The 11,882-nt window shown below is 73.1% G+C and carries 10 protein-coding genes; all 10 read right to left on the bottom strand.

The features are described 5' to 3' along the window. Window positions 1–213: 213 nt before the first annotated feature. Complete coding sequence (locus IH54_RS0103900) at window positions 214–1,077, bottom strand: aminoglycoside phosphotransferase family protein (protein ID WP_031512848.1); 864 nt, start codon at window positions 1,075–1,077, stop codon at window positions 214–216. A 188-nt stretch (window positions 1,078–1,265) separates the two neighbouring features. Next, on the bottom strand, window positions 1,266–2,318 hold the full coding sequence (locus IH54_RS0103895; protein ID WP_078861920.1) for a sigma-70 family RNA polymerase sigma factor: 1,053 nt from the start codon (window positions 2,316–2,318) through the stop codon (window positions 1,266–1,268). 114 nt (window positions 2,319–2,432) lie between these two features. Then, a complete protein-coding gene (locus tag IH54_RS0103890) occupies window positions 2,433–4,688 on the bottom strand; it encodes an MMPL family transporter (RefSeq protein ID WP_031512846.1) in 2,256 nt (751 codons plus the stop codon). 348 nt (window positions 4,689–5,036) lie between these two features. Further along, complete coding sequence (locus IH54_RS0103885; RefSeq protein ID WP_031512845.1) at window positions 5,037–5,816, bottom strand: sirohydrochlorin chelatase; 780 nt, start codon at window positions 5,814–5,816, stop codon at window positions 5,037–5,039. After that, the gene (locus tag IH54_RS0103880) at window positions 5,813–6,805 is read right to left on the bottom strand and encodes an ABC transporter permease (protein ID WP_078861918.1); all 993 of its coding nucleotides are present in this window, start codon (window positions 6,803–6,805) and stop codon (window positions 5,813–5,815) included. Before IH54_RS0103880 ends, IH54_RS0103885 begins: the two co-directional genes overlap by 4 nt. Next, the gene (locus IH54_RS0103875) at window positions 6,792–7,586 is read right to left on the bottom strand and encodes an ABC transporter ATP-binding protein (RefSeq protein WP_031512843.1); all 795 of its coding nucleotides are present in this window, start codon (window positions 7,584–7,586) and stop codon (window positions 6,792–6,794) included. Before IH54_RS0103875 ends, IH54_RS0103880 begins: the two co-directional genes overlap by 14 nt. Window positions 7,587–7,635: 49 nt before the next feature. Next, complete coding sequence (locus IH54_RS0103870; RefSeq protein WP_031512842.1) at window positions 7,636–8,787, bottom strand: aliphatic sulfonate ABC transporter substrate-binding protein; 1,152 nt, start codon at window positions 8,785–8,787, stop codon at window positions 7,636–7,638. Window positions 8,788–9,043: 256 nt separating this feature from the next. Further along, on the bottom strand, window positions 9,044–10,390 hold the full coding sequence (locus IH54_RS0103865) for a sulfate adenylyltransferase subunit 1 (protein ID WP_031512841.1): 1,347 nt from the start codon (window positions 10,388–10,390) through the stop codon (window positions 9,044–9,046). A gap of 2 nt (window positions 10,391–10,392) precedes the next feature. Next, the gene (cysD, locus tag IH54_RS0103860; RefSeq protein ID WP_031512840.1) at window positions 10,393–11,328 is read right to left on the bottom strand and encodes a sulfate adenylyltransferase subunit CysD; all 936 of its coding nucleotides are present in this window, start codon (window positions 11,326–11,328) and stop codon (window positions 10,393–10,395) included. Then, on the bottom strand, window positions 11,325–11,864 hold the full coding sequence (gene cysC, locus IH54_RS0103855; RefSeq protein ID WP_234343353.1) for an adenylyl-sulfate kinase: 540 nt from the start codon (window positions 11,862–11,864) through the stop codon (window positions 11,325–11,327). The genes cysD and cysC overlap by 4 nt, the downstream gene beginning before the upstream one ends. Between the last annotated feature and the right edge of the window lie 18 nt (window positions 11,865–11,882).

Raw genomic sequence — 11,882 nt, 5'->3', positions numbered from 1 at the left:
TTACACCCCTGATAAGATTAGGTCCATGAGGATGCACGTGCGGGGCCGGGTGACCACAAGGGGGCGCGGGCCGTCACCGGCCCGAAGGGGCAGTTCGGTCCTCCCCCGGGGCTTCGCCCGGGAGGTCTCCCCACGCGCCCCTGGAGTACCGGCGGCGCAGCGCAGCCTGAGAGGGCCCCGCGGCGCAGCCGCAGCGCCTCGCAGGGGGGAAGGTCAGAAGGAGAACCAGCGGACGGTCGGGTCGCCGGCGCGGAGGGAGGCGACGCGGCGGCGGAATTCGATGCCCGCGGCGGCGTTCGCGGTGGCGTGCTGCGCGACCCACGCGCACCCCGCGGTCTCGCGCGCCCCGCGGAGCGCTTCGCTGCCGTCCCACTCGGCGACGTCCCAGCCGTACGCGGCGGTGAAGGCGGCATAGGCGGCGGGGGAGACGCCGTAGCGGTCGCGGTCGAGGGTGTGCACGACGAGGTCGTGCTCGCGCAGGTCGGAGGAGAAGGTCTCGAGGTCGACCAGGACCGGGCCGTCCGGTCCGATGTGGACGTTGCGCGGCAGCGCGTCGCCGTGGATCGGGCCGCGCGGCAGCGTCGGCACCAGGTCGGCGACCTCGGCGGCGTAGCGGTCGCGGCGGGCGCGCAGGAAGGCCGCGTCGGCGGGGTCGATCGCGTCGCCCGCGAGCCGCAGCCAGCGTTCGACGCCGCCCAGCAGGTCGCGTGGCGGCAGGCCGAAGTCCGGCTCGGGCAGGGCGTGGACGCGGCGCAGCAGCGGCGCGACGTCCGCGGGCTCGGCGGGGCGCAGCGACTCCGGCAGCCGCTGCCAGTAGGTGATGGGGTGGCCCTCGACGAGCCGTACCTCGGACTCCGCCGAGCGCACCGCGGGCACGTCGTGCTTGGCCAGCCAGTCGGCGGTGCGCACCTCGCGGCGGGCGCGGTCCAGCAGGTCGGCGCCGCGGCCGACCTTGATGACCAGCCGCCCGGCGGCGAAGACGGCGTTCTCGCCGAAGGAGATCAAGTCGGCGTTCGGATGCCCCGCGGCGTCCAGCACCGCCCGTGCCCGATCCTGCGAGAACACCGCGTCCGCCATGCCCCGACCCTCCGCGCTCCGCCCCGCGGGCAGCCACCGCCGGCCGCCCGCCGCATATGCCACCGGCATCACCGGTGTTGCGACCCAGGGCAAGTCTTGCACTCCGGCGCCCGCACTTCGCGCCCCTTTGCCGCCGAACTGCTGAGAATACGTACCCGGCGGCGACCGGAAACCACCCCTGGCGGCTCTCAGCCGCGCGAATCGCCCGGCAGCTCCAGCGGGAGGCCGAAGAGCGGGAAGAGGCGGTCGGCGTCGTGGTACGACGTCATCGTGGTGATCCGGTCGCCCGACATCTCGATGACCTGGAGTGCGAACGCCCGGTAACCGCCCTCCGGCGTGGGGCGGTACTGCGCGAAGCCGGGCAGGCCGCTGGCCGCGACCGGCACCATGCGCGAGCCCGCGCACCCCGCGCCGACCGTGCCCATGAACTCCCGTATGTCGTCGTGGCCCTGCACCCACATCGGGAAGGGCGGCATGTTCAGGACCGCGTCCTCGTGCAGCAGCGTGGTCAGGGCCTGGAGGTCGTAGCGCTCGAAGGCGTCGACGTAGCGCTCCAGCAGGGCCTCGCGCTGCTCGTCGAGCCCGGCCGCGCGGGTGTCCGCCTTCGTGGAGGCGCCGGCCTCGGCGAGGGTGGCGCGGGCGCGCTGCAGCGCGCTGTTGACCGACGGCACGCTCGTGCCGAGCAGCTCGGCGGTCTCGCTGGCCTTCCACGCCAGCACCTCGCGCAGGATCAGCACTGCGCGCTGCCGCGGCGGCAGCAGCTGGAGCGCGGCGACGAACGCCAGCCGCACGCTCTCCCGGCTGACGACCACGTCCGCCGGGTCACCGCCCTCGGGCACCACCCGGCCGTCGGGCGCGGGCTCGACCCACATCCCGTCGGACGTCGGGTCGGGCAGCACCGCGTCGGCGTGCGAGGCGGGCGACAGGTCCATCGGGCGGGCCCGGCGCTTGCCCGCGTCGAGGCTGTCCAGGCACACGTTGGTCGCGATGCGGTACAGCCAGGACCGCAGCGAGGACCGGCCCTCGAAGCGGTCGGCGCCCCGCCAGGCCCGCACCAGGGTCTCCTGCACCGCGTCCTCGGCCTCGAAGGCCGACCCCAGCATCCGGTAGCAGTACCCGGTCAGCTCCACGCGGTGCTGCTCGAGACCGCGCTCGACCTCCGCGGCGCCGGGCGCCGCTGCCGCCGGCGCGGTCGCCGAGGCGATTGTCGTTCCGCTTGCGCTGCTCTCCCGTACGGTCATGTCTCCCACCGTAACCGCGACCACTGACAGCGCCCCCGTACCGGCTCGGTACGGGGGCGCGTCGGCGCTTCCGGCGGGGGCTCCCGCACCGCGACCGCGGTGCGGGAGCGCAGGTCAGCGGGGGCCGTCGGTGCCGGCCAGCTGCGGCACCCGGTGCGGCTCGGCGGCGGGCGGCTGCGGCAGCGCGGACTCGTCGTGGGTCATGTCCGGCAGCCGGTTCATCCAGCGGGGCAGGTACCAGTTGCGGTCGCCCAGCAGCGTCATGACGGCCGGCAGCAGCACCCCGCGGATCACGGTGGCGTCGATCAGCACCGCGAAGGCCAGGCCGACGCCCATCTGCTTCATGCTCTGCATCGACAGCGTCCCGAAGATCGCGAAGACCGCGACCATGATGACGGCGGCGCTGGTGACGACACCCGCGGTGGTGGTGATGCCGTGCTCGATCGCGGCCTTGGTGGACAGGCCGCGGGTACGGGCCTCGCGGATCCGGGAGACCACGAAGACGTGGTAGTCCATGCTCAGCCCGAAGAGGATCACGAAGAGGAAGAGCGGCAGCCAGGCCACGACCGCGCCGGTGCCGTGCGCGCCGACCAGCGAGGCGCCCCAGCCGTGCTGGAAGACCGCGGTGAGGATGCCGTACGCGGCGCCCACCGACAGCAGGTTGAGCACGATCGCGGTGATCGCGATGGTCAGCGACCGGAAGGACAGCAGCATCAGCAGGAAGGCGAAGACGGTCACGAAGGCGAAGACCGGCGGCACGCTGCTGGTGATCTTGTGGGTGAAGTCCATCGAGCCGGCCGTCTCACCGGTGATCGGCGCCTGGACCCCGGGGATCTTGCCGAGGGTGTCGGGCCGCACGTGGTCGCGCAGCGTCCGCACGTTCGCCTCGGCCTTGGCGCGGTCGCTCCCGCCGGCCAGCGGCACGTCGATCCGGGCGACGTTCTGCGGGCCGTGCACGGTGACGGTCACCGGGCCCTTGCTGGCGCCGGAGGACACGGCCTCGGCCTGGAAGGCGGCGATGGCCTTCTTGACGGCGGGCGCGTCGATGTCGGCGGCCTTGACCACGACCTGGGCGGGTGCCGGGCCGCCGGGGAAGGCGGCGTCGATGTGCTCGTAGGTCTGGATGATCGGCAGGCCGTCGCCCAACTCCTGCTGCATCGACAGGTTCGCGGTCTTCATGCCGAACGCGGGCAGCGCGACGACCAGCAGCGCGCCGGCGGCGATGACGGTGGCCGCCTTGGGGTGCCGCAGCACCGGGCGCAGCACGGTCCGCCACGCGCGGCTGGTGCGGGGGGCGGCCGGGCGGCCGGCGGCCTGCTTGCGGCCCCGGTTCAGGAAGGGGATGCGGCCCTTCTCGACCCGGTGGCCGAGCAGCGACATCAGCGCGGGCAGCACGGTGACCGAGCCGACCATCGCGAGGGCGACCACGATCATGGTGGCGACGCCCATTGCCTCGAAGTCGCCGATGCCGGTGAAGAGCATGCCCGCCATGGCCACGATCACGGTGATGCCGGAGATCAGCACCGCCCGGCCGGACGTGGCCGCGGCGATCTTCAGCGCGGTCTCGGCGTCGCGCCCCGCTGCCCGCTCCTCGCGCTCCCGGCGCAGGTAGAACAGGCAGTAGTCGACGCCCACCGCGAGGCCCACCAGCAGCATCACCGAGTTGGCGGTGTCGCTCATCGGCACCCAGTGGCTGACCAGCGCCACCACCCCGCCGGCCGCGACGAAGGCCGTCATGGCCAGCAGTACCGGCAGCAGCGCGGCGACGAGCGCGCCGAAGGCGATCAGCAGGATGCCCAGCGCGAGCGGCACGGCCGAATACTCGGCCGTCTTGAAGTCCGTGCCGAAGGCGTCGTCCAGCACCTTGTTCGCGCTGGCGTCGCCGAACTCCTCGATGCGCAGGCCGGAGTGCTGCGCCTGCACCTTCCGCACCGCGTCCATGACGGGCTGGACCCGGTCGCCCGCGGTCTTCTCGTCGCCGAGCATGTCGAACCGCACGAGCGCCGAACGCCCGTCCGCGGAGATCGACTTCGTTTCGTACGGCGTGGTGACCGCGGTGACCTGGCCGGTGCCCTTGACCGCGGTGACGACATCGCCGACCGCGGCCCGGAAGGCCGGGTCGGTGGCCTTGACCGTGCCGCCCTCGGCCTGGACGAGCACCATCTCGCCGGCCGGCGACTTCAGGCCCGCGTCGTCGTTGATGGTGGCGGCCTGGTTGACCTCGCCGGCCATCGAGCGGTCCTCGTCCACGTCGACCCGGCCCGCCGCCTGGCCCGCGAAGACCGCGAGGACGACCAGGAGCAGCCAGGCGCCCACCGCCGCCCAGCGGTGCCGGGCGCTCCAGGCGCCCATGGCCGCCGCTATTCCCATCCTGCTGCCGTGTGCGCGTCCGCGACTCACGGTGTCCCCCTTGTCAGGTGTCGGGTTCGTAGGTCCGTGTCGGGTGGCGGCGGGTGCCGCTCCGTCCACCGATGACGCTACGGGCCTGCAAGGACCCCACCCATCCGGCTGACCGGTGACTTCGGGGAGGGCGGTCTCCCCCTTGAGGGTGGGGCTAACCCCACCACCGCGACATGTGTGCCCCTTACACCGAACGCCGGAAGACGCAGGCCGGGAGGCGGCGTCGAAGGCTCGGGAGGGGCGGGGGAGGGGCGGGGCGCGCTCGGGAGGGCTCGGGAAAGCGCGCGAGGGGCGTGGGGCTCGGGAAGGCGGGGGCCCTCAGGCCGACAGCAGCTGCCCGGCGGCGGCCGGCCGCCGCGCCCGGTCGTAGCGGCGCAGCAGCAGCGCGGCCAGCTCGGGGGCGTCGCCCAGCACCGGCGCCAGCAGGTCGGCGCCCGCCTCCCGCGCCCCCCGCGCGATGCGGTCCGGCAGGAAGCCCGGCGCGATGACGTACGGCGCGACCGCGACCTGCCGCACTCCCGGGACGGCCCGCAGCGCCCGCACCGCGTCTTCGGTTCGGGGCAGGGCGGCGGAGGCGAACGCGGGTCGCACGGCGCACCATCCGGTGTGCCGCCACTCCCGCGCGACGGCTGCGATCACCGCGCCCGCCTCCGGATCGGTGGAGCCCGCCGACGCCAGCACCAGGCCGGTCGACGGGCGGTCGGCGGGCTCCAGGCCCGCCTCGGACAGCCGCCGCTCCAGCGCGGCGGTCAGCAGCGGCGACGGCCCCAGCACGTCAGCGGTGCGCAGCCGCAGGCCCGGCAGCGCGGCCGTGGAGTCGCGCAGCACCGCGGGGATGTCGGTCTTGGCGTGGAAGGCCCGGGTCAGCAGCAGCGGCAGTGCCACCGCGTCCCGCACGCCGTCGGCCGCGAGCCGGCTGACGGCCTGCGGGACGGACGGGGCGTTGAAGTCGAGGAAGGCGGTGTCCACCCGCAGCCCGGGCCTGGCCGCCGCCACCCGTCGCGTCAGGGCGTGCACGGTCGCGGCGTGCCGCGGGTCGCGCGAGCCGTGGGCGATGACGAGCAGCGGCGGCCGGCTCGGGCCGGGGAGGACGGTCACTGGTTCTGTGCGGTCAGGCCGCGCGAGCGCAGCACCCAGCGCTCCAGCGGGCTGAAGATGAGCAGGTCGATCGCGATGCCGACGACCAGGATCATCAGGATGCCGAGGAAGACGCCCGCCATGTCGGAGGCCTCCCGCATGTTCTCCAGGTAGCGGCCGAGTCCGACCCCGAGGTCCGGGGAGGACGCGATCAGCTCGGCGGCCATCAGCGACCGCCAGGAGAAGGCCCAGCCCTGCTTGAGCCCGGCCACGTAGCCCGGCAGCGCGGCGGGCAGCAGGATGTACCACGCCCCGCGCAGCCCGGTCGCGCCGATGGTGCGGCCCGCCCGCAGGTAGAGCGGCGGCACCTGGTCGATGCCGGCCACCAGGCCGTTGGCGATGGACGGCACCGCGCCGAGCAGGATCACCGCGTACATCGTGGAGTTGTTCAGGCCCAGCCAGATCACCGCGGCCGGCACCCACGCCACCGACGGCAGCGACTGCAGCCCGGACAGGATCGGCCCGATCGCCGCCCGCACGAACGGCACCCGCGCCACCACCAGGCCCAGCGGGGTGCCGATGACCAGCGCGGCGGCGAAGCCGAGCAGGCCGTGCGACACGCTGGTCCAGATGATCTGGAAGAGGTCGCCCGCCTGCCACCGCGCCTTCAGCTCGTCGGCCACCGCGGAGGGGCTCGGCAGCTTCGTCTGATCGGCGAGGTGTCCCCACACCGCCAGCTGCCACACCACGAGGACGAGCACCACCGCCAGGACCGGCGGCAGCACCTTCTTGACCAGCACCTGGCGTACGGTCGTCCGCTCGACCACGACCGCGTCCAGCGCGTCCAGGCCCGCTTCCAGGCCCGACAGGTCGTTCTCGCCGGACCGCCGGGGCTTGTTCGGCGTCCTGTCCTGCAGCGTGCCCTGTGCCGGGTCCGCGGTCTTGTCCAGCGGGCCCGCGGTGTCCTGCGCGCCCGGCCCGGGCGTCGGCTCTGTCTCAGTGCTGGCCATGGCGACGGATCTCCCCACGCAGTTCCTCGGTGATCTCGACGGACAGGTCCGCCACGGCCGCGTCCTCGATCCGCCGCGGTTGCGGTATGCCGATCCGCCACTCGCGGTTGATCCGGCCCGGCCGGGAGGACAGCAGCACGACCCGCTCGGCCAGCCGCACCGCCTCGCGCACGTTGTGCGTCACGAACAGCACCGACAGGCCGGTCTCGGACCAGATCCGGGTCAGCTCGTCGTGCAGCACGTCCCGCGTGATGGCGTCCAGCGCCGCGAACGGCTCGTCCATCAGCAGCAGCCGGCTGTCCTGGGCGAGCGCCCGGGCCAGCGCGACGCGCTGCCGCATGCCGCCGGACAGCTCGTGCACCCGCTTGCCGTACGCGCCGCCGAGCCGCACCAGCGACAGCAGCCGTTCGGCCTCCGGGCGCCGCTCCTCGCGCGGCAGGCCGCGCAACCGCAGCGCCAGCTCGATGTTCTTGCCCGCCGTCAGCCACGGGAAGAGCGCGTGCTCCTGGAACATCAGGGCCGGCCGGCCGCCGGGAGTCGCGATGCTCCCGGCGGACGGCTTGTCGAGTCCGGCGACCAGGTTCAGCAGCGTCGACTTGCCGCAGCCCGAGGCGCCCAGGAGGCAGACGAACTCGCCGGGCGCGACATCGAGCGTGATGTCGTCCAGGACGAGCTGCCGGCCGCCGGGCCCGCCGAAGGCCTTGGACACATGGTCGAGCCGGGCCGCGTGCGCGGCGCTCTCCACAGCCTGCTCCTCGGCACCGGTGAGAGTGTCGGCCATGTCACCTCCTGGGATTCTCGGTTCGGTTGTCACGCGGACCCGTGGCCCGTCACTCGCTGCCGAGACCGGCGGCGCTCACGGCGGGCTGCCCCGCGGCCTTCAGCACCTTGTTGAGCAGCGTCAGGTCGTAGATGCCGTCCAGCTTCGGCTTGTCCAGCAGGCCCGCGGCCACCGCGTGGTCGGCCTCGGACTTGGCGGTCGAGGCCAGCGGGTCGTCGGTCACCTGCAGCGAGGCCCACGCCGGGTCGAGGACGTTCGCCGGCAGCGCCTTCTGCGTCAGCTTCTCCAGCTCGGCGTTGGCGTCGGCCTTGGCCTTGTCGGAGTTGGCCTTGATCCACGCGTTGGTCTTCACCGAGCCGCGCAGCACCGCCTCCACCACGTCCGGGTGCGCGGTCAGGAACTTCTGCGACACGATCACGTTGGTGATCACGAACAGCTTGTCCGGCCACAGCGTGCTCTCGTCGAGCAGCACCTTGGCGCCCTCGCTGACCAGCTTCGACGCCGTGGGTTCCGGCACCCACGCACCGTCGATGGAGCCGTTCTTGTACGCGTCCGGGGTGATCTTGTTGTCGGTGCGCACCACCGACACGTCGCCCTTGCCGGACTGCGCGTCGACCTTCCAGCCCTGGGTGGATATCCAGTTCAGCAGCGCCACGTCCTGGGTGTTGCCGAGCTGCGGGGTGGCGATCTTCTTGCCCTTGACGTCCGCGAGCGTCTTGATCTTCTTGGGGTTGACCACCAGCTTGACGCCACCGGACGCCGACCCGGAGATGATCTTCAGGTTCTTGCCGTCGGACTTGGTGTAGCCGTTGATCGACGGGGAGGGGCCGATCCAGCCGATGTCGATCGCCCCGGCGTTCAGCGCCTCGATCTCGGCGGGACCCGCGTTGAAGGTGGCTTCCTTGATGTCGGTGCCGCCCAGCTCCTGCTTGAAGAAGCCTTCCTTCAGCCCGACCAGCGCGGTGGCGTGCGTCAGGTTCGGGAAGTAGCCGATCTTCACCTCGTCGGCGGAGAGCTTGGCGGCGGTGGTGCTGCCGGACGCCGCGGCGGCCGGCGAGGAGTTGTCGTCGTCCGACTTCTTGTCGGAGCCGTAGCCGCAGGCGGCCAGCGAGCCGAGGAACAGCGGGAGGGCGGCGGCCACGGCGATGAGTCTGTGGCGGCGGGCGGTGGGGCGGGACGCGGGTCGGAGGTGCGCAGACACGGGTGTGTCCTCTCGTCGGGCCCGGCGTGTCGCGCGTCAGGGCGCGGCCGGAAGCTCGTCAGGTCTTCGGATGCGGTGCATCGGGGCGCGCGGAGCGCGCATGGGGCGTGCGCCGGCGGCCACGGACAAGCCGTGGACCGCCGTCGTGCGGGTCAGCCCGCACATCGGGCGACCCCGCCCGTACCCGAGCCGAGCGAGCCGCTGCCGACGCGCCCGCCCTCCTTCGCGAATCCCGAAAAGGCTTCCTGAGCCATGGTCAGAAGTCCCAGCCCTCGTCGTCGGCCGCCGCGGCCGCCGGGGGCTCCGCGAACGCCTCGCCCGCCATGCCGGCGGTCAGCGTCGTCCCGTCCGCGGGGTCGATCAGCAGGAAGGCGCCGGTGAGCCGGGCCTCCGCGTAGGCGTCGATCGGCAGCGGTTCGGCGGTGCGCAGCTGCACCGCGCCGATGTCGTTGACCTCCAGCGCCGCCGGGCCGTTGTCGTGGGCGAGCCCGTGCGACAGGTCGATCCGGTAGGGGATGGCCTTGACGATCGCCTTGACCGTGCGCGTCCCGTGCTTGAGCAGCACCCGCTCGCCGATCCGCAGCGGGCGCTCGTGCAGATGGCACACCGTCGCCCGGACGTCCTGCGTGACGGCGGGAGCGGACGCGGTCGGCGCGATCATGTCGCCGCGCGAGACGTCGATGTCGTCGGCGAGCCGCACGGTCACCGACTGCGGCGCCCACGCGGTGTCCACGCTCACGCCCAGCGCGTCGATGCCGGAGACCGTCGTCGTACGCCCCGAGGGCAGCACCGTCACCGGCTCGCCGACCCGCAGCATGCCGGACGCGATCTGGCCCGCGTAGCCGCGGTAGTCCGGGTGCTCGGCGGACTGCGGCCGGATCACGTACTGCACCGGGAAGCGCGCCGGGCAGTCCGTCAGGTCGTGGCTCACGGGCACGGTCTCCAGGTGCTCCAGCACCGTCGGGCCGCCGTACCAGTCCATGTTCGCGGACGGCTCCACGACGTTGTCGCCGGCCAGCGCCGAGATCGGGATCGCGGTGATCTCCGGCACCCCGAGCGAGGCCGCGTACGCCGTGAACTCCTCGGCGATGGCGGCGAAGACCGGCTCCGCGAAGTCCACCAGGTCCATCTTGTTGACCGCGAGCACCACGTGCGGCACCCGCAGCAGCGCGGCCACGGCGGCGTGCCTGCGGGTCTGCTCCACCACGCCGTTGCGCGCGTCGACGAGCACCACCGCCAGCTCCGCGGTCGAGGCGCCGGTGACCATGTTGCGGGTGTACTGCACATGGCCCGGCGTGTCGGCCAGGATGAACCGGCGGCGCGCGGTGGCGAAGTAGCGGTAGGCCACGTCGATGGTGATGCCCTGCTCGCGCTCGGCCCGCAGGCCGTCGGTGAGCAGCGCCAGGTCGGGGGCCTCCTGGCCGCGGATCTGCGAGGCCCGCTCGACGGCTTCGAGCTGGTCGCTGAGCACCGACTTGGAGTCGTGCAGCAGCCGCCCGACCAGGGTGGACTTGCCGTCGTCGACGGATCCGGCGGTGGCGAACCGCAGCAGCGTGGTCGCCGACAGCTCCTCGGCGGTCAGCGGGCTTGTGGAGACGCTCATGTCTAGAAGTACCCCTCGCGCTTGCGGTCCTCCATGGCCGCCTCCGACATCTTGTCGTCGGCGCGGGTGGCACCCCGTTCGGTCAGCCGGGAGGCGGCGATCTCGGTGATCACCGCGTCCAGCGTGGTCGCGGCCGAGTCGACCGCGCCGGTGCAGGACATGTCGCCGACCGTGCGGTAGCGCACCGTCCTGGTCTCGACCGGCTCGGCGGCCTTCGGGCCGCCCCACTCGCCGGCGGTCAGCCACATGCCGTTGCGCCGGAAGACCTCGCGCTCGTGCGCGAAGTAGATCGAGGGCAGCTCGATCTTCTCCCGCGCGATGTACTGCCACACGTCCAGCTCGGTCCAGTTGGACAGCGGGAAGACGCGTACGTGCTCGCCCGGCGCGTGCCGGCCGTTGTACAGCTGCCACAGCTCGGGGCGCTGGCGGCGCGGGTCCCACTGGGAGAACTCGTCACGCAGCGAGAACACCCGCTCCTTGGCGCGGGCCTTCTCCTCGTCGCGCCGCCCGCCGCCGAAGACGGCGTCGAAGCGGTTGCCGGCGATGGCCTCGGTCAGCGGCACGGTCTGCAGCGGGTTGCGCAGCCCGTCCGGGCGCTCGCGCAGCCGCCCGTCGTCGATGTAGTCCTGCACCTTGGCCACGTACAGCCGAAGGCCGTGCTCGGCGACCGTGCGGTCGCGCAGGTCCAGCACCTCGGGGAAGTTGTGCCCGGTGTCGACGTGCAGCAGCGAGAACGGCACCGGCGCGGGCGTGAACGCCTTGAGCGCCAGGTGCAGCATGACGATCGAGTCCTTGCCGCCGGAGAAGAGGATCACCGGCCGCTCGAACTCGCCCGCGACCTCGCGGATGATGTGGACGGCCTCGGACTCCAGCGCGTCCAGGTGGGTCAGCGCGTACGGGCTGTCCCGCTGCTCGGTGTGCGTCGCGGTCGTGCTCATATCGTCAGACCCCTCTCGGCGAGCAGCGCGTGCACCGCTGCGGCGGACTCTTCGACGGTGCTGCCGTGCGTCTCGATCCGCAGGTCGGGGGTCTCCGGCACCTCGTAGGGGTCGTCCACCCCGGTCAGCCCGGTCAGCTCGCCCGCGGCCTGCCGGGCGTAGAGGCCCTTCACGTCGCGTACCGAGCACACGTCGACCGGAGTGGCCACGTGCACCTCCACGAAGCCGGTGCCCTGCGCCTTGTGGCGCCCCCGCACCGCCTCGCGGCTGTCGGCGTACGGCGCGATGACCGGCACCAGCACCAGCACCCCGTGCGAGGCGAGCAGTTCGGCGACGAAGCCGATCCGCTGCACGTTGGTGTGCCGGTCCTCGCGGCTGAAGCCCAGCCCCGCGGACAGGAACTCGCGGATCTCGTCGCCGTCCAGCACCTCGACGCGGCGGCCGTCCGCCTCCAGCCGCGCCGCGAGCGCGCGGGCGATGGTGGTCTTGCCGGCGCTCGGCAGGCCGGTGAGCCAGACGGTGGCGCCCGCTGTCATCAAAGCCTCCTGCTGGGT

Origin of the sequence: Streptomyces sp. NRRL F-5123 (assembly GCF_000721495.1) — a bacterium.
Taxonomy (GTDB): domain Bacteria; phylum Actinomycetota; class Actinomycetes; order Streptomycetales; family Streptomycetaceae; genus Actinacidiphila.
The sequence above is the reverse complement of the archived record's forward strand: the minus strand, read 5'-3'. Positions and strand labels throughout refer to the sequence as shown.